General features: G+C 59.5%; 24 protein-coding genes. 12 read left to right on the top strand and 12 right to left on the bottom strand.

Features of this window, described 5'->3' with window-relative positions; all coding sequences use genetic code 11:
• Nucleotides 1–17 precede the first annotated feature (17 nt).
• The 5 genes from qrcB to ACOYW0_RS07165 all read left to right on the top strand — a co-directional run bounded on the left by qrcB (nt 18) and on the right by ACOYW0_RS07165 (nt 5,396).
• Nucleotides 18–2,120: a menaquinone reductase molybdopterin-binding-like subunit QrcB gene (gene qrcB, locus ACOYW0_RS07185; RefSeq protein WP_482417849.1), complete on the top strand. Its 2,103-nt coding sequence runs from the start codon at nt 18–20 to the stop codon at nt 2,118–2,120.
• Between the two features lie 60 nt (nt 2,121–2,180).
• On the top strand, nt 2,181–3,002 hold the full coding sequence (gene qrcC, locus ACOYW0_RS07180; RefSeq protein ID WP_180139194.1) for a menaquinone reductase iron-sulfur cluster-binding subunit QrcC: 822 nt from the start codon (nt 2,181–2,183) through the stop codon (nt 3,000–3,002).
• Nucleotides 3,003–3,112: 110 nt separating this feature from the next.
• Complete coding sequence (gene qrcD, locus ACOYW0_RS07175) at nt 3,113–4,360, top strand: menaquinone reductase integral membrane subunit QrcD (protein ID WP_180139197.1); 1,248 nt, start codon at nt 3,113–3,115, stop codon at nt 4,358–4,360.
• 60 nt (nt 4,361–4,420) lie between these two features.
• Nucleotides 4,421–4,576, top strand: a complete 156-nt coding sequence (locus ACOYW0_RS07170; RefSeq protein ID WP_180139201.1) for a hypothetical protein — start codon at nt 4,421–4,423, stop codon at nt 4,574–4,576.
• A gap of 241 nt (nt 4,577–4,817) precedes the next feature.
• Nucleotides 4,818–5,396, top strand: a complete 579-nt coding sequence (locus ACOYW0_RS07165; RefSeq protein WP_482417848.1) for a hypothetical protein — start codon at nt 4,818–4,820, stop codon at nt 5,394–5,396.
• A 198-nt stretch (nt 5,397–5,594) separates the two neighbouring features.
• Here ACOYW0_RS07165 and ACOYW0_RS07160 read toward each other — a convergent pair whose 3' ends face one another.
• From ACOYW0_RS07160 to ACOYW0_RS07150, 3 genes are all read right to left on the bottom strand, one after another.
• Nucleotides 5,595–6,320 carry an RNase H family protein gene (locus tag ACOYW0_RS07160; RefSeq protein ID WP_482417847.1) on the bottom strand — a complete coding sequence of 242 codons (726 nt, stop codon included), beginning with the start codon at nt 6,318–6,320 and terminating at the stop codon, nt 5,595–5,597.
• A gap of 13 nt (nt 6,321–6,333) precedes the next feature.
• Complete coding sequence (locus ACOYW0_RS07155) at nt 6,334–7,512, bottom strand: exo-beta-N-acetylmuramidase NamZ family protein (protein ID WP_482417846.1); 1,179 nt, start codon at nt 7,510–7,512, stop codon at nt 6,334–6,336.
• A gap of 216 nt (nt 7,513–7,728) precedes the next feature.
• The gene (locus ACOYW0_RS07150) at nt 7,729–8,694 is read right to left on the bottom strand and encodes an Hsp33 family molecular chaperone HslO (RefSeq protein WP_246317760.1); all 966 of its coding nucleotides are present in this window, start codon (nt 8,692–8,694) and stop codon (nt 7,729–7,731) included.
• Nucleotides 8,695–9,111: 417 nt separating this feature from the next.
• Between ACOYW0_RS07150 and ACOYW0_RS07145 the strand changes: the two genes are divergently transcribed.
• Complete coding sequence (locus tag ACOYW0_RS07145) at nt 9,112–9,681, top strand: hypothetical protein (protein WP_482417845.1); 570 nt, start codon at nt 9,112–9,114, stop codon at nt 9,679–9,681.
• 121 nt (nt 9,682–9,802) lie between these two features.
• Here ACOYW0_RS07145 and ACOYW0_RS07140 read toward each other — a convergent pair whose 3' ends face one another.
• The 4 genes from ACOYW0_RS07140 to ACOYW0_RS07125 form a co-directional block, all read right to left on the bottom strand.
• Complete coding sequence (locus tag ACOYW0_RS07140; protein WP_482417844.1) at nt 9,803–10,072, bottom strand: anti-sigma factor family protein; 270 nt, start codon at nt 10,070–10,072, stop codon at nt 9,803–9,805.
• Nucleotides 10,047–10,676: an RNA polymerase sigma factor gene (locus ACOYW0_RS07135; RefSeq protein WP_482417843.1), complete on the bottom strand. Its 630-nt coding sequence runs from the start codon at nt 10,674–10,676 to the stop codon at nt 10,047–10,049. Before ACOYW0_RS07135 ends, ACOYW0_RS07140 begins: the two co-directional genes overlap by 26 nt.
• A 976-nt stretch (nt 10,677–11,652) precedes the next feature.
• Nucleotides 11,653–12,096 (bottom strand): hypothetical protein, encoded by a 444-nt coding sequence (locus tag ACOYW0_RS07130; protein WP_482417842.1) that lies wholly within the window; start codon nt 12,094–12,096, stop codon nt 11,653–11,655.
• Nucleotides 12,093–13,070, bottom strand: coding sequence for a 4Fe-4S dicluster domain-containing protein (locus ACOYW0_RS07125; RefSeq protein ID WP_482417841.1), 978 nt, complete (start codon nt 13,068–13,070; stop codon nt 12,093–12,095). Before ACOYW0_RS07125 ends, ACOYW0_RS07130 begins: the two co-directional genes overlap by 4 nt.
• 426 nt (nt 13,071–13,496) lie before the next feature.
• On the opposite strand from ACOYW0_RS07125, the gene ACOYW0_RS07120 reads away from it, so the two are divergent.
• The gene (locus ACOYW0_RS07120; protein WP_482417840.1) at nt 13,497–13,685 is read left to right on the top strand and encodes a hypothetical protein; all 189 of its coding nucleotides are present in this window, start codon (nt 13,497–13,499) and stop codon (nt 13,683–13,685) included.
• A gap of 172 nt (nt 13,686–13,857) precedes the next feature.
• Here the strand turns inward: ACOYW0_RS07120 and nifS are convergent, their stop codons facing one another.
• Complete coding sequence (nifS, locus tag ACOYW0_RS07115; protein WP_482417839.1) at nt 13,858–15,036, bottom strand: cysteine desulfurase NifS; 1,179 nt, start codon at nt 15,034–15,036, stop codon at nt 13,858–13,860.
• On the bottom strand, nt 15,036–15,863 hold the full coding sequence (gene nifU, locus ACOYW0_RS07110) for a Fe-S cluster assembly protein NifU (RefSeq protein WP_482417838.1): 828 nt from the start codon (nt 15,861–15,863) through the stop codon (nt 15,036–15,038). The genes nifS and nifU overlap by 1 nt, the downstream gene beginning before the upstream one ends.
• 488 nt (nt 15,864–16,351) lie before the next feature.
• Between nifU and ACOYW0_RS07105 the strand changes: the two genes are divergently transcribed.
• The 3 genes from ACOYW0_RS07105 (at nt 16,352) to ACOYW0_RS07095 (ending at nt 19,255) form a co-directional block, all read left to right on the top strand.
• Nucleotides 16,352–17,170 (top strand): purine-nucleoside phosphorylase, encoded by an 819-nt coding sequence (locus ACOYW0_RS07105; RefSeq protein ID WP_482417837.1) that lies wholly within the window; start codon nt 16,352–16,354, stop codon nt 17,168–17,170.
• Nucleotides 17,171–17,287: 117 nt separating this feature from the next.
• Nucleotides 17,288–18,592, top strand: a complete 1,305-nt coding sequence (locus ACOYW0_RS07100) for an amidohydrolase (RefSeq protein WP_482417836.1) — start codon at nt 17,288–17,290, stop codon at nt 18,590–18,592.
• 90 nt (nt 18,593–18,682) lie between these two features.
• Nucleotides 18,683–19,255 (top strand): DUF4136 domain-containing protein, encoded by a 573-nt coding sequence (locus ACOYW0_RS07095; protein WP_482417835.1) that lies wholly within the window; start codon nt 18,683–18,685, stop codon nt 19,253–19,255.
• A gap of 54 nt (nt 19,256–19,309) precedes the next feature.
• Here ACOYW0_RS07095 and ACOYW0_RS07090 read toward each other — a convergent pair whose 3' ends face one another.
• Both ACOYW0_RS07090 and ACOYW0_RS07085 read right to left on the bottom strand, forming a co-directional pair.
• On the bottom strand, nt 19,310–20,869 hold the full coding sequence (locus ACOYW0_RS07090; protein ID WP_482417834.1) for a Na+/H+ antiporter NhaC family protein: 1,560 nt from the start codon (nt 20,867–20,869) through the stop codon (nt 19,310–19,312).
• A gap of 200 nt (nt 20,870–21,069) precedes the next feature.
• Nucleotides 21,070–21,795 (bottom strand): TIGR04283 family arsenosugar biosynthesis glycosyltransferase, encoded by a 726-nt coding sequence (locus tag ACOYW0_RS07085; protein ID WP_482417833.1) that lies wholly within the window; start codon nt 21,793–21,795, stop codon nt 21,070–21,072.
• Nucleotides 21,796–21,988: 193 nt separating this feature from the next.
• On the opposite strand from ACOYW0_RS07085, the gene ACOYW0_RS07080 reads away from it, so the two are divergent.
• Nucleotides 21,989–22,471: a MauE/DoxX family redox-associated membrane protein gene (locus ACOYW0_RS07080; RefSeq protein ID WP_482417832.1), complete on the top strand. Its 483-nt coding sequence runs from the start codon at nt 21,989–21,991 to the stop codon at nt 22,469–22,471.
• A 96-nt stretch (nt 22,472–22,567) separates the two neighbouring features.
• Complete coding sequence (locus ACOYW0_RS07075) at nt 22,568–23,092, top strand: rhodanese-like domain-containing protein (protein WP_482417831.1); 525 nt, start codon at nt 22,568–22,570, stop codon at nt 23,090–23,092.
• 439 nt (nt 23,093–23,531) lie between these two features.
• Here ACOYW0_RS07075 and ACOYW0_RS07070 read toward each other — a convergent pair whose 3' ends face one another.
• Nucleotides 23,532–24,350 carry a M55 family metallopeptidase gene (locus ACOYW0_RS07070; RefSeq protein ID WP_482417830.1) on the bottom strand — a complete coding sequence of 273 codons (819 nt, stop codon included), beginning with the start codon at nt 24,348–24,350 and terminating at the stop codon, nt 23,532–23,534.
• Nucleotides 24,351–24,394 lie beyond the last annotated feature (44 nt).

Raw genomic sequence — 24,394 nt, 5'->3', positions numbered from 1 at the left:
CAAGGGGTGATTCACATATGAAGATCAACAGGAGACATTTTCTCGCTTTGGGAATGGGAGCCACGGCCGGTACCCTGCTCTCTCCCCTTCCCTGGAAGTTGACGGACGATGTGTCCATCTGGACCCAGAATTGGTCCTGGACGCCGGTTCCCGAGACCGGAGAGTACTATTACGTCGGTGGGGCGTGCACCCTCTGCCCCGGCGGCTGCAGCCTTGCGGTGCGCAAGGTGGGCGAACGTGTGGTGAAAATCGAAGGGAGCCCCGAGAGCGCCGTGAACAGCGGTGACCTCTGTGGTATTGGCATCTCGGCCACTCAGCTCCTCTACGGCCCCTCGCGCATCGAGGGCCCCATGGTGCGGGCCGGCAAGCGGGGTGAGGGCAAATGGAACCGCATTTCCTGGGAAGAGGCCGAAGCGCAGCTGGCGGAAAAGCTGGGCAGCCTCTCCGACGGCAAGGGCGTGGCCGCTCTGTCGGCCTCCCGCAGCGGCAGCGTTCCCGCCCTGTTCCAGCGCCTGCTGGACACCCTGGGTTCCGACCGCTTTTTGACCCTGCCGTCTGTTCACGACACCCTGGAGCAGGCCATGGCCATGACCATGGGCCGCAAGCCCGGGGAAGGCGTGGGCTTTGATATGGAAAACACCGACCTGATCCTGAGCCTCGGCAGCGCCGTGGCCGAAGGGTGGGGCGCTCCGGTGCGCATGGTCAAAACCGCCGGTTCCAAAAAGATGATCCAGGTGGAACCCTACCTCTCTACCACCGCCTCCATGGCCGACATGTGGGTACCTGCCAAGCCCGGCACCGAAGGGGTGTTTGCCCTCTCCGTGGCCGCTGCCATGGTTCAGGAAAAACTCTACGATCACATCTTTGTCTCAACGGCCACCGAAGGGTTCGACGCCTTCAGCGCCTGGCTCCTTGAGAACTACGCGCCTGAGAAGGCCGAAGCCGTGACAGGGGTCACTCCTGCCATGGTGAAAAAGGTGGCCGTGGCCTTTGCCGGGGCACGCCGTCCCGTGGCCATCTGCGGTCGCGGAAAAGGGGAGACCCCCGTGAGCCTTGCCGAGGCCCTGGCGGTCTTTGCCCTGAACGCCCTGAAAGGGTCCGTCCAGCGCGACGGCGGCCTGGTGAAGGTGGGGGCCCTGCCCTACGCCGTGGCCACCGCCGAAACCGCCGACCTGGGGGCCAAGCTCGCAGAGCTTACCGAGCCCGGCAAGACCGAGCTCCTCATGGACTGGGGCACCAACCCCTTCTACACCCTGGCCACCTCGGACAAGGCAAAAGAGTCCCTGGCCGCCATCGGCACCATCGTCAGCTTTTCTCCTTACATGGACGAGACCGCGGCCATGGCGGATCTGATCCTGCCCGACCACACCCACCTGGAAAAACTCCAGGATGTGCCGGTTCGTGCTGGCCTGGAGCGACCCACCGTCAACCTGGCCCAGCCAGCCATTGACCCGGTGATGGATACCAAGCACACCGGGGACGTGCTCATCAGCGTGGGCGCTCAGCTGGAAGGCGGCAGCGACTCCTTTGGCTGGGACGACTACGAAACCTACCTCGAAGAGAGCTGCGGGGAGATGTGGGAGACCCTTTACGACGAGGGTACCTGGCAGGGTGACATCGCCTGGAAAAAAGGCCTTGAGCGCATCCTGGGCACGTCCCAGCGCTTTACCTTTGTCATCCCCGAAGGACCCGTGGCCCTGGCTGCCGAAGGAACGGCTTCCGGCCTTCCCTTCACCCTGGTGCCGAGGTGGTCCCTGCGCATTGCCAGCGGCCCCGTGGCCGACGCTCCGTTTACCATGAAGACCATCTCGGACCGGATGCTGACCAAAGGGGTCTCCCATGTGGAGCTTCACCCCAAGACCGCCAGGCAGGCGGGTCTCAAAGACGGCGACACCGCTACCCTGTCCACACCCTTTGGCAGCGCCAAGGTGGTGGTCACCCTCTTCGAAGGGGTGATGCCCGGTGTGGTGGCCCTGGCCGCAGGCCTGGGGCATACCGCCTTTGACGACTACATCGGGGGCAAGGGGGCGAGCTACACAGCCCTTTCCGGCACCATGGCCGACCCTGCCACAGGGCTCAACTGCACCTGGGGCGCCAAGGCATCCCTGGCCAAGGGGTAGCCTGAGGGCGGCAACGGCTCGTGAACAACTGACGAAAACCCATCTCATACGAGGTTTTTCATGAATACGGAATCAAACGATACGAGGGCGAAGAAATTCGGCATGGTCATCGACCTCGACAAGTGCACCGGGTGCGGATCCTGCATGGTGGCTTGCTCGGCCGAGAACAACGTCCCCGTCAGGAAAGACGAAAGCGACAAGCTTTTGAGCACGACCTGGATCCGGGTCTACCGCATCACCAACGGCAAGGATTTCCCCGACACCGAGATCTGCTATATTCCCCGCCCCTGCCAGCATTGCGGCGGCAAGCACGACGACGGTCACTCCCCTTGCGTGTCTGTCTGCCCGGCAACAGCCACGGACTACGACCACTCCACCGGCATTGTCAGCCAGATCTACACCCGCTGCTTCGGCTGCCGGTACTGCATGGCGGCTTGCCCGTATCACGCCCGTTACTTCAACTGGTGGGACCCGGTCTGGCCCGCCAAGGTGGAAGAGTCCCTTTCTCCGGACGTCTCTCCGCGTATGCGCGGTGTGGTGGAAAAGTGCAGCTTCTGCTTCCACCGTTACCAGCTGGCCAAGGAGAAGGCCTATCTGGAAGAGCGGGACGTGGAGGAGATGGAGTACCAGACTGCGTGCACCCAGGCGTGTCCTTCCGGCGCCATCACCTTCGGGGACCTGAACAACCCCGACCACGCCGTGTACACCCTGAAAAAAGACAAGCGTGCATTCCGGTTGCTTGAACGCCTGCACACCAACCCGAAGGTCTACTACCTCTCCAGCCGTGAGTGGGTGAGACGGGCAGGTGACAACTACGTGAGCAGCGAAGAGCCCACCGGAAAACCCGGAGCCTATCACCTTGAGGGCAAGGGCGGCCACTGATCAGGCCCGCTTCTATCAGGACAAGACAGACGCCCGGCAGCCACGGGCGTTTTAAAAAATCTCTAAATGGCCGCCTGCACACAGGTGGAGGCGGCGAGGGGTAAGGATTTATGGACTCTGCTTTGATACCCGAAGGTGTTGAGCGTTGCTCTCTCAAGCGGTTTACCCTTGGTCTGGTCATTCCGGCGGCGCTGGTGGTCTGGGGGCTTTATGCCGCCTACCTCTGCTGGTTCAAGGGCCTCAATCAGACCAACATGAACGATTCCTACGGGTTTGCCCTCTGGATCTGGGCCGACCTGGCGGTTATCGCCGTGGGAGGCGGTGCCTTCTTCACCGGCTTTCTCCGCTACGTGGTGGGAAAAGACGAGCTGAAGAACATCATCAACTTTGCCGTTATCGTGGGTTTCTGCTGCTACTGCTCCGCCATGCTGATCCTGGCCATCGACATCGGCCAGCCCTTGCGCGGGTGGTTTATTTTCTGGCACGCCAACGTCCACTCCATGTTGACGGAGGTGGCTTTTTGTCTTTCGCTCTACCTGTCGGTGCTGGCCATTGAGTACCTGCCGCTGGTGCTGGAGAACCGAAAGATCGACCAGAATCCCTTCTTTCACAATCTGGGCCACCGCATGCACGAGGTGATGGCGGTCTTTGCCGCCACCGGCGCCTTTCTCTCCTGCTTCCACCAGGGATCCCTGGGCGGCGTCACCGGCGTGCTCTACGGGCGCCCCTTCGGCCTGAGGGACGGGATCTTTATCTGGCCCTGGACCTTCTTTCTCTACACCTGGTCTGCGGCGGCCTGCGGTCCCTGCTTTACCATGCTCTGCTGCAAGATCACCGAGAAGATCACGGGCAAGCGCCTGGTCAAGGACAACGTCTACGACCTGTTGGCCAAGATCTCCGGGTGGATGCTGGGCACCTACATGGTGGCCAAGATCGCCGATACCATCTGGTGGGCCGTGGTGACCGTACCCAAGACCGGCTTTACCTTCATGGAGTTTTACACCAACTCCCAGAACTACCACGGCATCTGGATTCTGATCCTGGAGCTGGTGATCTGCGGCATCGTGCCCGCGGCCATTCTCCTTAAAAAAGAGTGGCGCCAGAACAGCAGGCTTTTTATCGTCGCCGTGACCCTGGCCGTCATCGGGGTGTGCGTGAACCGCTGGGTCATGGTCATGCAGCCCATGGCCATGCCGGTCATGACCTTTGATTCCTGGGTCCTCTACTTTCCGTCGTGGCAGGAGTGGGCCACCACCATCCTGCCCGTGGCAGGGGCCATCCTGATCATTGCTCTTTCCTATCGGTACCTGCCGGTGTTTCCCCAGGAGAAAGAGCTCAACCCTGTCGAGAGACCGTAAACGACCAACCAACCGGGGCCTTGGTTTTATCACAGGCCCCGGCATGAAAAGGAGAGAGCCATGTTTCCATTTGTCTGGGAGTGGGTCTGGGACGCGGGCCATTACCTGTTTTTCGGGGGGATGTGGTACGTGCTGATCATCCTCACCGTGGGGCTCAACTGGTGCATCTTTAAAGCCCTTAAGGACACAAAAGAAGGGAAGGGCGGCGGCCACTGATCTTTTTTTGAAATAAAGGTATCGTATTTAAGGGGTTGATTTCTTGGCTGAAATCAACCCCTTTTTTGTTGTCTGATGGCGGTGCCTCTGCTTTTTATGCACATTTTTTCCATTTTTTTTGGAGATGTGAAGCAGATCATACCTGATGCATCAGCCCTGTGGTAGCTTCCGACCCGTTGATAGGAAATAAACCGCCTCTGTTGAGGCTTTGACGTACCACTTATGTTTTAGGAGTATCACGATGAAAAAAGCAGTTCGAGCAGTTGCAGGGTTGGCAGTGGCCGTATGTATGATGATGACCGCAGGAAACGCCATGGCGGAAGAGAGCGGGACCAAGTTCAAGCTGGGTGTGGGAACCTACGGGCTGATCATTGCTGACGACAGCTCCAGCGTAAACAGCCATGATGAGGAATTCTACGGGGGGGCCATTGTGGGCACCGCGTGTTTTACCAAGCATGTGGCCCTGCGAGGGGCGTTTTACGCCGCAGAAAATGATGACGACTCCAAATGGGACGTAAGCGGCGGCGATCTCCAGCTTCTTCTGGGTACCAACTTCTATAAAGGGTTCAACGTGTTCGGTGGTATCGGGGTGTTTACCGAAACCTGGGAGTACGACGGCGGGACCATCGGCGGTGTGAGTGTCAAAGCCGATAAGGATTTTTCCGGTGCCCAGGCCTCCTTCGGTATCGGCTACTCCTGGAGCAAGGTGGCTCTGGATTACGTGGTCAACGTCAGGGACACCAGCGACTACGAAGACTTCACCAATGTCGACCATGACTTCGCCGTCTCCGGCGGCATCAACCTCTCCTACATCTTCTAAGTAATCCTCCTTATCCCCACAAACAGGTCCCTGAAGGCCAGGCGCAGGCGGTATTCATGTGAATACAGCCTGCGTTTTTTTGTTTTTGAGACACACCCCGTCCATTACGGGCGCAGCCCGTCAGCGAATGTGACAACCCGAGGGACGAGGGTTGGAGCATTCGCGAGCCTGGGGTGCAGGGGCTGTAGCCCCTGTATTTTAGTTTTTGATGGCGGAGGTGGCCAGCTGGTCGGCTTTTTCATTTTCGGGAAAACCGGCGTGGCCTTTGACTTTGACGAAGACGAGGTTTGCAAACTTTCGGGTGAGGGCGCGGATCTCTTCCACCAGCTCCCGGTTGGCCTGGGCTTTCCAGCCTTTGGCGATGAGGCCCAGGGCGTAGCTGGAGTCGGTGTAGATGCGCACGGGAAGCTCGGGCTTTTTCACTTCGGAGAGGGCCGTGCGGATGGCTTCGAGCTCGGCGATGTTGTTGGTGCCCTGGCCGATGTTCCGGGAGATCTCCCGCTCGTGGGGCCCGTAGCGGAAAAAGACCCCGATGCCCGAGGGGCCGGGGTTGCCGGAGCTGGCTCCGTCGGTGAAGATGTGGATGACGCCGGGTTCGGTGGTGGACAGTCCTTCCAGGGGCACCTCGCGCACAAGGCCGGGGCGCTGGGGTGGAGGCACGCTGACCTCCCCTTTTTGAGGGGGTGTTTTTTCCTCTTCTGTTTTTTTCTTTTTGGCGCCTTTGGGGATGAGGTTTTCCGGGGCGTCGGACTTCAGGGTATCGGGATAGACCTTGTATTCATGGGGCTGCTTGAGGTTGTACTTGATGCGCACACGCCCGCCGTCAAGGCGAAGGGCCTCGGCTTCATCCACCTCCGCCCACACTTTGTTGCCCTTGAAACTCATGCGTTTCCAGAGGGCGCCCTCATCGTCCTGTTTGGCCATGGTCTGCTCCGCGTCAGGTGTTGTAGATCAAAAAGGCTTCCCGGCTCTTCCTGAAATCGTCGAGTCCATCCTGCCACTGTGCTTCCAGTTTATCAATGGCCGTTCCTGCTTCAAGGCTTTCCCTGAGTGTACGAGATCCCAGGATCATGTCCATGGGGAGTTTTTCGTATTCGTACTCGTAGGGGGGCTGCTTCCAGGCAAACTCATCGGGATGGTTGGCCATGGCCGCCCGGATGATGTCGAGGCTGAGGCGGTACGGGGCAAAACGCTCCCGGTCGGTGACGTGGATCTGAAAGCCCTTGCAGAGCTCACCCGCCCATTTGCCGAAGGTGGGCTCAAAGCCTGTCTCCCGGAGGATGCAGCCTTCAAGGCTGGCGGGGTCCAGGGTGTTTTTAAGTTTGGTGGTGTCGAGGTAGGGGGCGCCGAAGAGCTCAAAGGGCCGGGTGGTGCCCCGCCCTTCCGAGAGGTTGCACCCTTCCAGGATCACCTGGCCGGGGTAGACCAGGGCCGCCTCTTCGCAGGGCATGTTGGGGGAGGGCAGCACCCAGGGAAGGCCGGTGTCGCCGAAGTGCATGGATCGGGTCCAGCCTTTCATGTGCACCACGGTGAGGTCGCAGCCGATGCCGAACCGCTCGTTGAAGAAGAGGGCCAGCTCGCCCATGGTCATGCCGTGGCGCATGGGAATGGGGTAGCGCCCCACAAAGGAGGTGTAGGCCGCTTCTGTGAGGTTGCCTTCCACCTTAACCCCGCCGATGGGGTTGGGCCGGTCCAGGACCGCCACGTGAAAGCCTTTTTCAGCCGCCGCCTCCATGATGTAGGTGAGGGTCCAGATAAAGGTGTAGACGCGGGTGCCTACATCCTGGATGTCCACCACCACCGTGTCGATGCCCTCAAGCATTTCGTCCGTGGGCCAGCGGGTTTCGCCGTAGAGGCTGAAGACCGGCACCCCGGTGACCGGGTCGAGCCCATGGCCCGATTCGATCATGTTGTCCTGCTTGTCGGCAAAAAAACCGTGTTGAGGAGAGAAAAGAGCCCCCAGGCTCCCCGGCAGGGCCTCGGCCATGAGGTCGCGGGCGTGGCGGTACGAAGGGCCCACCGACGCAGGGTTGGCCAGAAGGGCCAGTTTGCCCTCCCGCGCCCAGGCAGGCGGTGATTCCAGAAGGTGTTCAAGACCGGTGATGACGCGTGACAATAAAGACTCCCGGGTTTGCGGTTGCTCTCAGCCCCTCGTTCCCCGGGTTTGATCACAGCCGCTGACCGGTCATAGCGCCGAGGTTGGCGAAGGGGAGACGCATATGTTGAGACGGTTGACCCTTTGGTGGGATGGCCTGTGCCCGGCATTTTTTTATTGATTGACGGAGCACAGCCATTCCATGCTTTTTAGCCTTTAGCCTTTAGCCTTTAGCCTTTAGCCTTTAGCCTTTTTCTTGTTCAGGATCTCCGTGATCTCCTCTTTGGAGAAGTGGTAGACGCTGTTGCAGTTGTGGCACCGAAGTTCCACGGGAAAGGGGCCTTCGTTGGCGATGGCGGCCAGGTCCTTTTTGGGGAGCATGGCAAGGTGCCCTGCAAAGGCCTTTTCGGAGCAGCGGCAGAAGAACTCCACGCGGTGGCTCCCAAGGAGCTTGGGCGAGAGTTCGGAAAAGACCGTTTCAATGACCTCTTCGGGGTTTTCGGCCCGCTCGGCGATGTCCCCGGGGGAGGGGAAAGAGGCCATAAGCTCTTCGATTTTCTTGTCGGTCTCCTCAGGGGCTCCGGGCATCACCTGGAGGAAGAGGCCTCCTGCTCCCACCACCTCGCCGTCCTGGTCGAAGTTGATGCTGAGGTTGAAGACCGTGGGGGTCTGCTCAGAGGTGAAGCAGTAGTTGGCCAGGTCTTCGGCGATGTTGCCGTACTCCAGGGCCACCTGGCCGGTGTAGGGCTGTTTCATCCCCTCGATGACCTTGGTGACGGTGAGCATGCCTGCCCCGAGGAAGGGGGACATGTTGAGGCTCTCCAGGGGGGCCTTCACCGGGATGGGGCTCTTTTTAAGGAAGCCGCGCACCTCGCCGTAGGCGTTGGCTTCCACGGAGAGGCCTTTGGCCGGTCCGGTGCCGTCCAGGGAGAGGCCGATGCGGTCCCCGCCCTTTAAGTTGGCGCTCATGAGGGTGCACCCCAGGTAGGCGTGGCCGAGGATGTAGGTCTCCAGGATCCCCAGGTCGAAGTTGCCGCGCATTTCGTTGATCATGCGGGTTCCATGGACAAAGACACCGCGGACGGTGTCATCGGCCAGGAGAAAACGGTACATTTTGTCCCGTGCGCTGGCCTTGAGCTGCTCTTTGGCGTTGGCGCCGTATGGTTTTTTCTTGATCATCTCTTTTTCTATGGTATTTCGCATCGCCCCTTTCGGTGGCGGGCGACGCCGTGTTTTTCCGTTGTTCGTGAATTTCCATCCGAATTGCAGCCCGTTATATAATACAGGTGAATCGGGAATGCCACAAAAAAGGCCCCCGTGGGACACAGCCTGCCCTCCCGGAGGGAAGAATGCGACGGATGGGCAGGAAGGCTACGGGCCGGAAAATCGATTAAACCTCCCTTGGGCGGTGTCCGATAGAATCCCTATCAGGGATAAATTTCATGACATCGTTTCCGAGATTTCCCGTGGCACAGATTGAAAAAAGTAGGCAAGACCCGGAGCCACCGGCACACGTTCAACTGCCGGTGCGTTCAGGATAAAAAGTGTTTTCGTTCACGGATGGAACAGCACGGCCCAGGCCGTGGCAATGTCCCCCTTTTCGGGGGAAAAGGAGCAAGGATGCTGATGAAGAAAGGGATGCTTTGGATGGGGCGCAGGTGCCTGGTGTGGATGGTGTTGGCTGGCATGGTGCTTGGGGGGGCCGGTCCCGTGTCCGCGGGCTGGAACCAGACCCCCGATTACATGAAGCCGTCCGACGACGTCACCTACCAGGAAGAGCAGCTTTACCCCGAGGATGCGGAGCTGGACACCTATCAGGACCGATACGCCACCCCGCTTTTTTACATGCCCGATGTTTATCAGACCCACCGCATCACAGGCTACGGGGCCATTGCCCTCACCATCATGGCTGTGGCCTCGGGGGATGACTCCACCTTTCACAAGATCAGCGGGGCCAGCGCCGCCCTCTGCGGCGTGGCTGCCGGTACCTCCGGCCATATGGCCTACGGCGGGGGGATCAATTTCAGGGATGGGTGGACACGTGAGAACATCCATGCAGGGGCCGGGTACCTGGCCACGGCAGCCCTGGTGCTGGCCGCAGGCCTGGGAGCTGCCGATGAAGACCACGAGACCGCAGGCGCCGTTGCCACGGCAGCCGCCGTGGTTCCCGTGGCCGTATTCGTCTTCTAAAACCGGCGAGCACCCTTCAGGTTGCCTCCGGCTGGGCTTGGAAAGGCTGTGTTACGACCTGTTTGGTAGATATTTTGAACGTTTGGCCCTCGGCAGGACCGCCGGGGGCTTTTTTTACGCCTTAGGGCATACTGCCGTGGGGCATGTTGTTTAGGGCCTTCCTCAGCCTTTGGGAAAACCCGGGGGGGACCGGTTCCTCCCCCACCTCTTCGCAGAATCCAACGGTCCGTTTCAGGGTCTCCAGGCACGTGGTGCAGCAGGGGCAGGCCTCCATGTGGGCACGGATCGCCTCACAGGTGACCTCATCGGTCTCCCCGTCGATGTATTCCGAGAGTTTGGCAAACAGCTTCAGGCACGCTTCGTGATCATGGTGTGTGTGGTTGGTTGTCATGGAAATACCCCTTTAATTCTTCCCGCAGGAAGAGACGGGCGCGGTGGAGCCGCACCTTGACGTTGGCGGGCGTGATGCCCAGGATCTCGGCGGCCTCGTCTGTGGAGAATCCCTCCATGTCCCGTAAGACCAGAACCAGCCGGTACTGGGGGGGCAGCTCTTTCACCGATGTCTTGAGGTGCTCCCCCAGCTCCCGGTTCAACACCTGGCGGATGGGCATGGCCGCCCATTCCGGCAGCTCCGTGTCAATGTCGGCGTGGTCAGCGGGCAGGAACTCATCAAGCGAGAGCTCCCGCTCCGGGGCGTATTTGGACCGGCGCCTCATGCGATGGCAGACACTGGTGGCGATGCGGTACATCCAGTTTTTGAATTTTGTCTCCTGCCGAAAATCTTTGATATACCGGAAGATGTTGATGAAGGTCTCCTGGGCAAGGTCTTCGGCGTCGGAGGCGTCCTTGCAGATGCGGAGTCCGAAGTTGTAGAGCTTTCCTTCGTACCGCGTCACCAGCTCTTCAAACCTCTCTGCGGCCCCGTTCTGGATGGCCGTGATGAGCTCCGTATCCTGGTCCGTGATGTCAGGCACCCGGTTTGCGTCCCTTCCCATTGGCTTGTCCCCGACCTTTTTTCTTTTTTCCCGCCACCTGGCAGGCGTCGCTCATTCAGGTACTGATCCCCATTTTAGGCAGGATCCAGACCTGGAGGGCGATCCAGATCACGACGATGAGTCCCATGGCAAGCAGTGCGTTCATGATGATACTCCTTCTTTTAAGGGGCAAAGTCCCCGTGCCCTGATATTTCATGAGAAACCAACCATCAGAAAGGAAAATGATATGATTTCGGATGGCTACAATAAAAGTGTCAGCTGTTTTTAGAATGTAAAATGTAAATCAGCGTTTGCTGTTTGATTTTCTCACCCTTCGGGCGAGCCGAGTGCACCCATCTTCTGCGTTATCAGAGCTTTGAGGTAAACCACTACATCTGCAGCTCTGATGCCTTGAATATGGGTGCACCCGACTCGTGAAATATCCGGGCTTGGTGTTTCATGGTTCAGATTATCGCAAAGTCCGGACGTTGGACAGCGAATAAACGTAACGATTCAGTTTGTCTTCTATGACTAAAGTGACCGGCAAAAAGCGTGCCTCCGGCGGCGAGGTGAGTCACCTCGAAAACTGATTGCGCGTGCGCATTTTCCTTCGTTCCTCAGGAAAATGCGCACGCGCCTTCGGTTCGGGCTTCGCCCGACATAAACGCCGATGGTTTATGCGGGTTGGCTCACAAGCTTCGACGTAACAGGATACGTTGTTGCCACTTGTCCATTGTGGATTTAACCGCACTGCCGGCGGCCAAGGGTTGTGCCTCTACGACCTTTTTATCAAACCTTCTGTATCGTGTTTTTAGAAGAATGAAATGGGCCTCTCCTGCAAAGACGGTTGCCAGATGTCACACATCACGCGAATGCCCCGAAATCTGTCGCGAAATGGTTGCCTTCATGCATTCGTCATAGGGTTTCAAGGTGCCCCACCTTGCCGCCGGAGGCCTGCTTTTTAAACCGGTTTTAACCATAGAAGGCCTTTTCTCCGTTATCCTTCGGCGGACCTGATCCATCCCGTGCCTTTGATGGCGGCCACAAGGGCGGCAACACCCAAGGCAAAGGCCCCGAAAAGGTGGATGAGGTCCAGGGTGGTGATGGCCGCCGCCGGCATGTAGACCCCTTTAAGGTTTTTGATCACCAGAAGGCCCCCCGAGGCGATGATGGCCGCATATAGGCCTGTTTTCACCCGTGCGGCGGCGGTGAGGGGGCCGCCTTTTTCCAGGAGGTGCGTGGTGACGAGCCAGGCGGCCATGGCCAGGAAGAGGGCGGCGGTGAGGTAGTGGACGGCCAGGGTGATATGGAACTCCGCCAGCCAGCCGAAGCCCGGGATGTCGGCGATGTAGTACCGCTTGAAGATGGGCATGTGGCCCACGCCGCTTAAGGCAAGAAAGAGCATGTTGACCCGAAAGAGGGTGCGGAACAATGGGTTCATGGGGCTTTCTCCTCCTTTGAGGCTTTTTTGAGCTTCAGAAAGACGCGCCCTGCGGCCGCTGCAAATCCGGCCAGGGGCGCCAGGAGCATTGCCGTTCCCGCGTTTTCCGCCAGGGCCATGCTGTTGCCGTGGGGGGCGAGGTCGGGCAGGCCTGGGCCCTGGTCCACGGCGCTGTTCAGGGTCTCAAAGGGGACGGGTGAGACGTAGATGGTTGTGGTGCCCCCGTTCTCCTCCAGGCCGTAGATGTACCCGTTCATCTCCTTTGCAAGGGCCCTGGCTTTTGCGATCATTTCGTCCCTTGGTCCGATGCTCTGTACCCCTTCGGGGCAGGCCTCGATGCAGGCTGGCTCCTCTCCATCTTTGAGCCGGGTGTGGCAGCGGTCGCACTTGTACATCACTCCGTTCCCGGCAAGGGAGGGCAATAGGTCCAGGTAGAGCCCCACCCCGGTCTGGCGCTGGGGGATGTGCCAGGGGCAGGCTTTGCGGCACTTTGCACCCCCTAAGCAGAGGGCGTCGTTGATATGGGAGAGCCCGTTTTTTTCCTGGACTGCCGCGCCCCAGGGGCAGAGCTTTACGCAGGGCGGGTTGATGCAGTGCATGCAGCGTCTGGGGATGTATAGGGTCTGCTCTTCGCCGTTCACGGTGACCTCGGCCTCCTGGATGGTGAGCCAGTTGTACGGGCTGAGGCGCCCCTCCTCATCCTGTTCATCGCTGAAGTCCTCCACCGGCACCCGGCTGGGGTGCATGGCGGGAAAGGGCTTTTGGGGCTGGGGGAAGTCCTTTTCGTGGGCCTCCTTGCAGGCCATGACACATTCACCGCATCCCACGCACCTGGAGAGGTCCATCAGGGTGGTGAGGTAGCCCTCGGGGTCTGCGGCCTCGGCCCGTGCGGGCAGGGCTGCTGCCGTTACCGCCGTGGCTGCGCTGGCAACGCTCTCCTTGAGAAACGCGCGTCGTGATAAAGTCGGGTTCATGGGTGTCCTTCATGTACGGGGTTCACCGGGTTGGGCACACAAGCCTCCGGGCAAATCCCCGGAGACGTCGCCATTCATGGTCCATGCCCTTTAAGAGACGCTTTCAGGAAAAGGGTTACAACATGTGCATCCCTTTGACAGGATTTTTCTATCGTCGTAGTATAGTAGCAGGTGACACGGACATGGATGCGCTGCCTCACCCCTTGCTTTCACTCTCCATGAGTGCCTTTTCCCTTTCTCTCTCTTTTTCCGTTTGATTTCCGGCCGCGATGTTTTTTTGATCTCTTCCATGTCCGTCACCGGCCCACGACCAACGAGGGGCGGCAGCGGCGCAAGGGTGCCCGCCGAGGCAATCCGCCATGTCGCTCCGGTACCCCCGGTTGCATGGTGATGAAGGTCTTTCGTGCACGGGAAAGGGGGAATGGGATGAAACACAAACAGACGATGGTCAACCGCTCCGCCCAGGACAGGCGTCGCGTGGAATCCGGCACGTGGAAGGGTGTTGAGCGCAGGACGCAAGAGGAGAAGCGGGAGCAGTGGCAGCGCGTCGGTAAATGGCGCAGCAAGCACAAGCCGGTCACCACGATCGACCTCTCCCACAATGCCCTGCTGTGATCCTTGGGGGCCTGGCTGGCCAGGCCCTTGAAACCCAGTTTCCCTGACGCCTTGGAAGGTTTCCGGAAGGTGGCCGCCGGGCGTCAGGTGACCGTCGCAACCAAAAAAACCGCCCCCCGAATACGGGGGGCGGTTTTTTATGACGGGCGTTTTGTGGACATTCCCGTTTTGATCAGGCTTTGGCTGCCATGGCTTCTGCCCAGAAGGGGGACATCTGGCGCAGGGTGTTGATGATGCCGGGCAGGCACTCAAGGACGGTGTCGATGTCCTCGTCGGTGTTGTCGATGGACAACGAGAACCGGATGGTGCCGTGGGCAGCGGTAAAGGGCACGCCCATGGCCCTCAGCACGTGGGAGGGCTCCAGGGAGCCCGAGGTGCAGGCAGATCCCGAAGAAGCACAGATCCCGAACTCGTTCATCATCAGGAGGATGGCTTCGCCTTCCACATACTCGAAGCTGATGCTGCAGGTGTTGGGCAGGCGGTTATCCAGGTCCCCGTTGACAAAGCTGTTGGGGATGGTTTCAAGAAGGCCTTTTTCAAGGCGGTCCCGAAGGGCCTTGACCCGGGTGTTCTCCTCTTCCATCTTTTCTGCGGCAAGCTCGCAGGCGCGGCCCAGGGCCACGATGGAGGAGTGGTTCTCGGTGCCGGCACGACGTCCCTTTTCCTGGTGGCCGCCCATGAGGAAGGGGGCGAACTTGGTGCCCTTGCGGATGTAAAGGGCGCCCACGCCCTTGGGGGCATGGAGCTTGTGACCGGACAGGGAGAGCATGTCGATGGCCGAGTCGGCCATGTCGATGTCGATTTTTCCCACAGCCTGCACCGCATCGGTGTGGAAGACTGCCGCGCCCAAGGATTTTACCTTCTTGGCGATCTCTTCCACGGGGAAGATGGTGCCGGTCTCGTTGTTGGCCCACATGATGCTGACAATGGCGGTCTCTTCGGAGACGGCCGCGTACAGGGCTTTGAGATCAAGGCATCCCTTTTTGTCCACGGGGACGAAGGTAACGCGGTAGCCCTTTTTCTCCAGGTACTCGCAGTAGCTCAGGACCGCGGGGTGCTCCACCATGGTGGTGATGATGTGCTTTCGGTCGGGGTAAGCCACCAGGGCCGCGTTGATGGCGGTGGAGTCGCTCTCGGTGCCGCAGCTGGTGAAGAGGATCTCTTCCGGCTGGGCGCCCAGGAGGGCTGCCACGCGCCGGCGGGCAAGGTTCAGGGGCTCACCGGCTTCGGCGCCCTTGTGGTGCATGGATGAGGGGTTGCCGTATACATCCCGCAGGCAGGGGATCATCTCTTCGAGGACTTCGTCTGCCACTCGGGTGGTTGCGTTGTTGTCAAGATATACGGTGCGCATTACTTCACCTCCTCCACCACAAGTTCCGAGGTCACCAGCTCCCGGAGCTTGGCTTCCACATGGTTTTTCAGCGTAATCTGGGACTTGCTGCAGGAGGCGCAGGAGCCCTGGAGGCGGACGTAGACCTTGTCGCCCACCACGTCCACAAGCTCGATGTCGCCCCTGTCTTTCTGGAGGGTGGGTTTGATCTCACGCTCCAAGGTGCTTTCGATGAGCTTGATCTTCTGCATGTTGCTCATGCGCACGGGCTTGATGATCTCCATGGGCGCATCACCCTTGATCTTGTGGATGATGGCTTCGATGTCGTCGTGGCACTTGCCGCAGCCGCCGCCAGCCTTGAGGTGGTTGATCACCTGGTCGATGGTGGTCAGGCCGTCTTCTTTCACTGCGCGCTCGATCTCGAGGTCGGTGACCCCGAAGCATTCACAGACCACGTTGCCCTGGGTCTCTTTCACCACCTCGCCACGGTAGTCGGCAATGGCGCGCTCCAGGCCGTCGCGGCCCATGACGGAGCAGTGGATCTTTTCTTTGGGAAGACCACCCAGGAACTCGGCGATGTCGTCGTTGGTGATCTTGGTTGCTTCGTCCAGGGTCAGGCCTTTGACCATTTCGGTCAGTGCCGAAGAGGAGGCGATGGCGCTTGCGCATCCAAAGGTCTGAAATTTAGCGTCTTCAATGATATCGTTCTCGCCCACGCGAATGGTGAGTTTCAGTGCGTCACCGCAGGAGAGGGACCCCACTTCACCGACACCGCTGGCGTTTTCAATCACGCCGACGTTTCTGGGGTTCAGAAAGTGCTCCCTGACCTTTTCCGTATAATCCCACATGGTATTCTCCCGTTAAGCATAATATATGGCCTCGCATCCACCCGGCGGTTCACGAATGCTTGCAGCCGGGTGCTGCCGACATTTCGAAAGTCCATGATGTCCCGACGAGGCGTTGTTGCCTTGAGCATTTTCGGCTGGCCGTCACAGGGCGCCTGGGTTGGAATTTTTGAAGGGCCGTATGATTTTTGGGGCTGCCGAACGTTTTTCAATGAAGATAAGAATCAACCACGATTGGTCAACCCTTTCAAGGATAAAATCGATAAAAACGATTCCCGGTGCCAGAAAAGAATCGTCTGGAAAGCCCCTGTACGCCGGTCCGCAGCGCACCGCATCCCGGGGCCGAAGGAGCAAGGGGCTTGAAAAGCGGGGATGCTCTTGACAAGCCTTTCGCCCCCAAGGGATAGTAGATGGCGACATCAGCAAAACGATATCTTTTTTGTTCCATCATGAAGCATACCTGAGTCCACCGTTCATACAAGGGAGCGCCCATGGATGAGAGCACCGCACGACTGACCGAGGCCGCAGCTCATATTCGGAGCCGCTGGCCAAAGACCCCCGACATCCTGATCATGGCAGGTACCGGCCTGTCCGACTGCACCGGGTTTGTCTCGGAAGAGGCTTCCCTGATGTACGGGGAGATCCCCGGGTTTCCCCTGGCCACCGTTGAGAGCCACGCCGGGTGCCTTCTTTGCGGCGATGCGTCCGGTACCCCAGTGATGGTGATGCAGGGGCGCTTTCATCTGTACGAGGGCTACACAGCCCGTGAGGTGACCTTTCCCATTCGGGTGGCCCGAGCCTTGGGGGCCCGGACCCTCATCGTCACCAACGCCGCCGGTGGTCTCAACCCTACCTTTAAAGAGGGGAGCCTCATGGTGATACGGGACCACCTGAACCTCACCGGTGAAAATCCCCTGGTGGGTCCCAACAACGATGACTGGGGCCTCCGCTTTCCTTCCATGATCCATGCCTACAACCGAGACCTCTCCGATGCAGCCTTTGCCATGGCCCGCGACCTGGATGTGCCGGTGTGCCAGGGCGTCTATGCGGGCCTTATGGGCCCCAGCCTTGAAACCCCGGCCGAGATGCGCTGGCTACGGACCATCGGGGCGGACTGTGTGGGGTTTTCTACGGTCATGGAGGTGATCGCCGCGACCCATGCGGGGATGAGTACCCTGGGCCTCTCCCTCATCACCAACATCAACGATCCGGACAACCCGGAAGAGGCCACCGTGGAAAAGGTGCTGGCCGTGGCAGAGAAAGCGCGGCCGGGGTTTGAGATGGTGTTGAAACAGGTCATAGGTCAATAGGTAATAGGTGAATAGTGAGTAGGGAGTAGGGAGCAGGGGATAGGGCGTGGCCGGGTGGGAAGCGGCAGGGATGCCGTTTGATCATAGAAGCGATTCTTTATTGAAAGGGACGGAGCAATGACCAGAGGGACGACGTTAATCAAGGGCGGGTGGGTGCTCCCCATGACGGACCGCGAGGTTTACGACGGGGGCGCTGTGCTGGTGAAAGACGGGGTGGTGGGGGCTGTGTTCCGGGCGGGGGACACGCTCCCCGAGGCCGAGACCGTGGTGAATGCAACAGGCTGCGTGGTGATGCCCGGCCTTGTGAACACCCACTGCCACAGCCCCATGTCCCTGTTCCGGGGGCTGGCCGACGACATGCCCCTGGCCTCATGGCTCAACGAGCATATCTTCCCGGCCGAAGCCGCCCACATCAACCCGGAGACGGTGCGGGCAGGGGCCCTGCTCTCCTGCGCGGAGATGCTCTTGTCCGGCACCACCACGGTGTGTGACGGCTATTTTTACGAAGGGGAGGTGGCAGAAGCCGTGGTGGAGACCGGGATGCGCGGGGTGCTGGCCCACGGCGTCATCGATTTTCCCGCGCCCGGGGTGCCCGACCCTTCTGTGAACGTGGAAAAAGCCGCCGCCTTTGTGGAGGCGTGGAAGGATCGTTTTTCCCTTATCACCCCGTCCATCTTCTGCCACACCCCCTACACCTGTAGCGAAAAGACCCTGTCCGCGGCCAAGGAGGCCTGCCGCCTTTTGGGCGTGTTGTTCCAGATCCACGTGGCAGAAACCGAAGACGAGGTGCAGCGCCTGAAAGAGGAGCGGGGGATTTCCCCGTATCAGCTTTTGGACGACCTCCACATCCTGGACGAGGCCACCCTGCTCATCCACAACGTCTGGATGAACAACGGGGACATGGACCTTGTGGCACGCCGCGGTGCCGCCGCATCCCACAACCCGGGGAGCAACACCAAGCTCGCCTCGGGGCTCTGCCCGGCCCAGGCCCTCATTGACAAGGGAATCCACGTGGGCCTGGGAACCGACGGCGCGGCCAGCAACAACAATCTGGACCTTTTCAACGACATGCAGGTGACGGCCAAGCTTCACAAGGCATACAGTCTGGACCCCGTGGCCATGGACGCCTGGACTGTCCTGGAGATGGCCACCCGGGAAGGCGCCAAGGCCATCGGCCTGGGGGGGAGTATCGGCAGCCTTCTCCCTGGCAAGCGCGCGGACATCATCCTGGTGGACATGAACAAACCCCACCTCACCCCCACCCACAACCCCGTCTCCCACCTTGTGTATGCCGCCTCAGGGGCCGATGTGCGAGACGTTTTTGTGGAGGGCAGGCAGGTGGTGAAAGAGGGCAGGCTCCTTACCGTGGACGTGGACTCCGTGATGGCTGAGGTCAATCGCATCGCCGCATCCATGGGGTGATCTTACAGGGAACCGCATGGTTTGACCGTCTGATACGTTGTTGTTGATAAATTGTTACCCTCAAACAATGCAATCAATTTAAGGTGGACCATGAAGAAGATCTGGTTTGGATTTGTGGGGCTGGTGCTGCTTGCGGGCTGTGCATCCCTGTCTGGAAACGAGCCCAGGACCGTGAGCAAGCTGGTGATCGGAGACCTGGGCCTGGTGGCCCCTCCGGCACGTGCTTTTGCCATCTATCCGGTGGGCAATGCCGCCTACCTTGGCTCTGGATCCGGTGCGGAGATGCTTGTGGGCATGACGCGGGATGCCATCCGCAGGACCATGGAAGGCAAAGGCTACGTGCTGGTGGCGATGTCTGCGGAACCCGATTTCATCATGGGCTTCGGCCTGGGGATGGAGTCGAAGATTACCGATGAGGATATTTTTCGGAAAACCGGCATGGTGGCAGGGCTTTCCACCGAAGGGATCAACCAGTCGGCCTTTCAAAAAGGCTCCATCCTGGTGGCCATGTTCAGGCCGGGAGACAAAGAGCCTGCCTGGCGGACCCTGGCCCAGGGCATGGCAGACATGAAAAAAGCGGATGCCGCCCGGAAAGAGGCCATTGACGCCCTGGTGGCGGACATGCTGAGTCCCGTTCCCCCGGCAGGCAAGGAAACGCATTAAAGGGGACGGAGTCTTTGCCCCGTCCCCCCTGTCCGCCGGAGGTGCGTTGTTTTCTTACTCCCGGGCCGCGGCAGGCTCTGCGGTGAGCCGCTCCACATCCTCAACGGTGGTGTTGGGGATATGGACGCCGTTTCGTTTGGAGAGGATCACCAGGGAGGCCACAATGGTGCCCATGGCCAGGAGCAGGCAGAGGGCGCTGCCCGTGATGCCCGCAAGCAGGTAGGCCACGAGGCTCACGGTGCCGTTGAGCAGGGCGTAAGGCAGCTGGGTCTCCACGTGGTCGATGTGATCGCATCCGGCCCCCGTGGAGGAGAGGATGGTGGTGTCGGAGATGGGAGAGCAGTGGTCTCCGAAGAGCCCGCCGGAGAGGACCGCCCCGATGCAGGCGTGGAGGGGGGCACCCAGGGTTTCCGACATGGGGATGACCAGGGGCATGAGGATGGCAAAGGTCCCCCAGGATGAGCCCGTTGCAAAGGACATGATCCCACCGATCAAAAAGACCACGGCAGGCACGCCCCAGGCGGGCAGGGTGCCGTGGGTCACCTCGATGATGTAGTTTGCCGTTCCCATGTGTTTCCCCACAGCCCCCAGGGACCAGGCCAGCACGAGAATCACCGCCACGTTCATCATCTTGTTCATCCCGGAAAAATAGATGTCGAAGCTTTCGCCCAGGGTTTTCACCTTATGAAAGACCATGAGGGAGATGATGGTGATGGCGGCAAAGAGGTACCCGGTGCTCAGGGCCGTGCGAAAGGTGCTGCCCGGGACCTTTTTCAGGGGAAATCCCAAGGGGCCCAGGATGCCGAAGAGGGTGACGAAGAGGACGATGAGGGGGAGCCAGATGAGGATGGCCTTGCTGTTGGCGTTCCGCTCATCGTTGGCGTGCCTCAGGGGCTTGGAGTGGGGCCAGTAGCGCTCCCCGGTGTCGATGGTTCGTTTCTCGGCCCGGGCCATGGCGCTGAACTCATAGCCGGTGAACGCCACCACCGGCACCATGATGACCGCCAGGATCGGGTAGAACTGAAAAGGAATGGCCTTGATAAAGGCGGTCCAGTCGGATTCGGCGATGCCCAGGGCTGTGAACTCCTTCTGGATGAGGCCCATGACGTAGACCCCCCAGCCGATGAAGGGAACGAGGACGGCAATGGGGGAGGCTGTGGAGTCGATGATCCAGGCCAGTTTCTCCCGGGAGACCCTCAGCTTGTCAAAGAGAGGTTCGGAGATGGGCCCCACGATGAGGGGCGTTCCGAGGTCCGAGAAAAAGACGATGATTCCCCCCAGCCAGGCGGAGAGCTGCACCTTGAACCGGTTGTTGACGATCTCCGTCATCTTCAGGGCAAAGGCGGCAGCCCCGCCTGATTTTTCCATGAGCCCCACAAATCCCCCGATAAAAACCAGGAGAACCAGGACGCCCGCGTTGTAGCTGTCGGCGACCTGGGCAAAGAGATAGGATTTGATCATGGTGGTGACAGCCGTGACGGGGTGACCCCCTGAGAGGATGAGAACCCCTGTGAGGACGCCTGCAAAGAGTGCCGGAATGACGTTTTTGAGCTTGATTGCGATGATGATTGCCAGCACAACCGGCAGAATCGAGACGATACCCATGTGTTCCATAGAAGAATCCTTAAAGACTGTCAGTGAATAATTTTAACTTGTTTTCACTGTGCAGATAGGAGGAATCCACCGGTTTGTCAAGGGGGGAGGAGTCTAAATAACTGGGGCGTCCGGCAATAAGCCGAACGCCCCAACGGTTTTTTCTTTATAGGAAAATAGGAACTGATCTTCTGTCTGATACAGCAGATATGAAATCTTCGTCAGGCGCTGTAGTACTTTTTGTGGTACCAGCCTCCGTCACCGGGGGGACGGCCCATTTTCCGTCTGATGAGATAGGCAAAGAAAAGGAAGAGGACACGGGTGACGCCTTGAGTGAAGGGGGTTGCTTGCCATCGTCTGGGGGAGACGGTGACCCGTTGGGGGAGAAGCACCGGCTTTCCTGCGCGCTTCATCATCAGGGAGAGCTCCACATCCTCCATGAGCTTCATGGGGGGAAATCCCCCTGCCCCGTCAAGGACTGAGCGCCTTACGAACTGACACTGGTCGCCGAAGCTGATGCCCGTGGTGTGGCAGCGCAGGTGATTTAACCCTGTGATGAGACGGGTGCGGGCCGTGGCAGGGGAAAACCCCATGGAAAAGGAGCCGCCGGGAACGGCGCTGTGGGCAAGGACCCTCTGGATGGCCTCGGCGCCGTGGGCAGGAAAGCGGGCATCGGCATGGAGCACCACCAATACATCCCCGTGGCAGGTGGCCCACGCCTCGGCGATCTGCAAGCCCCGGCCCTTACGTGCGCACCTCACCACCCGGGCCCCGGCAGCCTCTGCCAGGATGCAGGTGGCATCCGTGGATCCTGCGTCGGCCACCACGATTTCCAGAAAGGGCCCGTCCATGGCAAGGCTTTCCACGGCTTCAGTGATTCCGGCCTCTTCGTTGAGGGTGGGGATGATGGCGGTCAGTGTGGGAAAGGGGGCTGGGTGCGTTTTCATGGGGAAAGTGTGCCACAGATGGACGGGGAGTGCCAGGGTGGTTTTGCCCTCACGGCGTGGTGGGGCCGTATTGAAATCGTAAATGGTTTTTCCCCATGCCATCAATACAAACGATTGGTTTTTTTACTCACTGCCCGATATATGCAACACCATTGAAATCGGTCGAAAAAGCACGGTGATGGCAGGGGGAACCATGGCATATGTTTTGAAAAACAGATGGGTTTACAGGGGACTCCGGTTTCTGGTGGCCGGAATTTTTCTGTGGTCCGGTGCGGGAAAGCTCATGGACCCGGCCGCTTTTACCGTGGTGATCGATGCCTTTGGACTTCTTCCCGAGGGGTTCTCCGGCCTGGTGGCCGTGGTGTTGCCCGTGGTGGAAGTGGTGGCGGGGCTGGCCCTGATTTTCGATATGCGGGGGGCCTTGGAGACCCTGTTTGTGCTTCTGCTGTTTTTCATGGCGATCCTCGGCTACGGGATCTACCTCGGCCTCGATATCGATTGCGGATGCTTTGGCCCGGAAGATCCTGAGGCGCGGGCCTTTGGCGGACTTCGCACAGCCCTTTACCGGGATGTTTTCTTTTTCGGGCTCATGGGCCTGACGGCCGTGAGCCGACGATTGAGGCGCGGTGCGGATCAACGTGTCGATGTCCAGGGACTTGACCCTCGAATGGCATGACAGCGCATCCCGTCGGTTGATTTGCGGATTGAACAGTCCTTTTTGTGTGTTTGGATTTATGCGGTTTTTGAAACGGTTTTTTTAAGGAGAATGACGATGAAACGATTTTCTGCGGTGATTGCGGTGGGCCTGACCCTTCTTCTGGCCGGCAACGTGTTCGCTTTCGGCAAGAGCAAGTTTGAAAAAGAGGTGGAAAAAGAGACCGGCGCCGTCAAACTCGTGCGCGAGATCCAGCGCGGCGGCTACGACCTGGTGACCACCGCCGAGTTGAAGAAGATGATCGATGAAAACAAAGAGATGGTCATCGTGGACACCATGCCCTATGAAGCCAGCTACAAAAAGGCCCACGTTCCCGGCGCCGTGCAGTTCCTCTTCCCCATCCCCGACATGAACACCTGGAACAACGATGAGACCGCCGGTAAAACCCAGGCCGAATACGAAGCCCTCCTCGGCGCAGACAAAGAGAAAACCATCATCGTCTACTGCGGGTTTGTCAAATGCACCCGGAGCCACAACGGTGCGGTCTGGGCCAAGAAACTCGGCTACAAGAACGTCTACCGCTACAGCGGTGGCATCTACGCCTGGAAAGGCGCAGGCTACAAAGCCGAGAAGGTCGATTAAGACCGCCTAATTCCCTTTCTTCCAGGTCCTCCACCTGAAACATGAAACACCCCTGAACCGTGTCAGCCGGTTCAGGGGTGTTTTTGTTTGGTAAGTGTACATCCCAAAAAGCACAGCCTCCGGCGGCAAGGTGTGCAACCTTGAGAGCAGATTGCGAATGCGCTTTGCCCCTCGTTCCTCGGGGCAAAAAACATCCGCCTTTCAAGGAAACGTCAACCCTTGATCATCGTTTGGGCCATCGGCCTGTTTTCGTCCCCATCGCCCGGACACCATTGTTCCCAGGCTCCGCCTGGGAATGTTTTTCGGAGGCTCTGCCTCCATGTGTGATGTCTCCGTAACCTGTGAAGCCCGTCAGCGAATGTGACGGGGCGAGGTACGAGCCCCGGAGCATTCGCACCTTGCTTTCGAGGTGGCACACCTCGCCGCCGGAGGCATGGTTTTATCGTTTTCTTGCCCACTCCTCCATGCGGCAGCGGGTGCGCAGGATAAAGAGGAGGCAGGGGATGGCGGCACCCGGGGCAAAGCCCAGGGCTGTATCGGCCAGGAGGCGGCGGAAGGTTGTGGTCGCTGACGGGGAGGTCCAGGTTTGTGTTTCGTCGGGAAAGGTGGCGGTGACCTTGTGGGTGCCCCACACCAGCGGGAGTGCGTTGCTGTTGGAGGCGGCCTGACGCACTTCGTCCGTGAGCCGGGTGCGAAGGTCTCGGATCTGTGATTGGCTGATGGGGCGCTTGGGGACGTCGAACCGATGGATCCAGGGCATGTGGCCCTGGATACGGTCACAGGCAACGCCTTCGGCGCTGACAAAGGTGACGGGGATGTTGTGTTCTCCCAGCACGGCGGAGAAGAGTTCCACCTCGGTGACGGGGCTGTCATTGATGCAGAGCTTTCTTAAACGCTTATGGAAAATGTGGGGGCTGAACCCTTCCTGGTCCGGGGCTGCGTGCCAGCCGACCATCACGGCGCAGTCTGCCTCGGGCATGGTGCCGATGAGGGGCACGGGGTGCCAGCGGTGGCCTTGCTCGCAGCGAGCTTCGGCCATGAGTTTTTCCGGGAGGATGTTAAAGCCCGTACCGTGCATGTCGCCGACGGTGATGCGGTGGTAACCGGCGTCAAGAAGGCCCCGGGCCGCGGCGTTGACATCGGCTGTGAGAAGGTGCCTTGCCTTGTGCCACGCATGGACACCGGGCGTGCACTGGGCTTTGGCGTGAACGCCGATGATGCCTTCGATGTCTGCTAAGATAAGGGCTTTATCATTCATGGGGGCGCTTGCCTGTGGTTTGCCATACTCGGTTTTTGAGGGTG

The organism is Desulfoluna sp. HI9BLuna (genome assembly GCF_056829775.1).
Note: the sequence above shows the minus strand (reverse complement) of the source record. Positions and strands in the feature narration are given on the sequence as shown.

Bases quoted from the DNA above. Each gene is read 5' to 3' on its own strand.
- qrcB (WP_482417849.1), top strand. From the start codon at position 18: ATGAAGATCAACAGGAGACATTTTCTCGCTTTGGGAATGGGAGCCACG.
- qrcC (WP_180139194.1), top strand. From the start codon at position 2,181: ATGAATACGGAATCAAACGATACGAGGGCGAAGAAATTCGGCATGGTC.
- qrcD (WP_180139197.1), top strand. From the start codon at position 3,113: ATGGACTCTGCTTTGATACCCGAAGGTGTTGAGCGTTGCTCTCTCAAG.
- ACOYW0_RS07170 (WP_180139201.1), top strand. From the start codon at position 4,421: ATGTTTCCATTTGTCTGGGAGTGGGTCTGGGACGCGGGCCATTACCTG.
- ACOYW0_RS07165 (WP_482417848.1), top strand. From the start codon at position 4,818: ATGAAAAAAGCAGTTCGAGCAGTTGCAGGGTTGGCAGTGGCCGTATGT.
- ACOYW0_RS07160 (WP_482417847.1), bottom strand. From the start codon at position 6,320: ATGGCCAAACAGGACGATGAGGGCGCCCTCTGGAAACGCATGAGTTTC.
- ACOYW0_RS07150 (WP_246317760.1), bottom strand. From the start codon at position 8,694: ATGCGAAATACCATAGAAAAAGAGATGATCAAGAAAAAACCATACGGC.
- ACOYW0_RS07145 (WP_482417845.1), top strand. From the start codon at position 9,112: ATGCTGATGAAGAAAGGGATGCTTTGGATGGGGCGCAGGTGCCTGGTG.
- ACOYW0_RS07140 (WP_482417844.1), bottom strand. From the start codon at position 10,072: ATGACAACCAACCACACACACCATGATCACGAAGCGTGCCTGAAGCTG.
- ACOYW0_RS07135 (WP_482417843.1), bottom strand. From the start codon at position 10,676: ATGGGAAGGGACGCAAACCGGGTGCCTGACATCACGGACCAGGATACG.
- ACOYW0_RS07130 (WP_482417842.1), bottom strand. From the start codon at position 12,096: ATGAACCCATTGTTCCGCACCCTCTTTCGGGTCAACATGCTCTTTCTT.
- ACOYW0_RS07125 (WP_482417841.1), bottom strand. From the start codon at position 13,070: ATGAACCCGACTTTATCACGACGCGCGTTTCTCAAGGAGAGCGTTGCC.
- ACOYW0_RS07120 (WP_482417840.1), top strand. From the start codon at position 13,497: ATGAAACACAAACAGACGATGGTCAACCGCTCCGCCCAGGACAGGCGT.
- nifS (WP_482417839.1), bottom strand. From the start codon at position 15,036: ATGCGCACCGTATATCTTGACAACAACGCAACCACCCGAGTGGCAGAC.
- nifU (WP_482417838.1), bottom strand. From the start codon at position 15,863: ATGTGGGATTATACGGAAAAGGTCAGGGAGCACTTTCTGAACCCCAGA.
- ACOYW0_RS07105 (WP_482417837.1), top strand. From the start codon at position 16,352: ATGGATGAGAGCACCGCACGACTGACCGAGGCCGCAGCTCATATTCGG.
- ACOYW0_RS07100 (WP_482417836.1), top strand. From the start codon at position 17,288: ATGACCAGAGGGACGACGTTAATCAAGGGCGGGTGGGTGCTCCCCATG.
- ACOYW0_RS07095 (WP_482417835.1), top strand. From the start codon at position 18,683: ATGAAGAAGATCTGGTTTGGATTTGTGGGGCTGGTGCTGCTTGCGGGC.
- ACOYW0_RS07090 (WP_482417834.1), bottom strand. From the start codon at position 20,869: ATGGAACACATGGGTATCGTCTCGATTCTGCCGGTTGTGCTGGCAATC.
- ACOYW0_RS07085 (WP_482417833.1), bottom strand. From the start codon at position 21,795: ATGAAAACGCACCCAGCCCCCTTTCCCACACTGACCGCCATCATCCCC.
- ACOYW0_RS07080 (WP_482417832.1), top strand. From the start codon at position 21,989: ATGGCATATGTTTTGAAAAACAGATGGGTTTACAGGGGACTCCGGTTT.
- ACOYW0_RS07075 (WP_482417831.1), top strand. From the start codon at position 22,568: ATGAAACGATTTTCTGCGGTGATTGCGGTGGGCCTGACCCTTCTTCTG.
- ACOYW0_RS07070 (WP_482417830.1), bottom strand. From the start codon at position 24,350: ATGAATGATAAAGCCCTTATCTTAGCAGACATCGAAGGCATCATCGGC.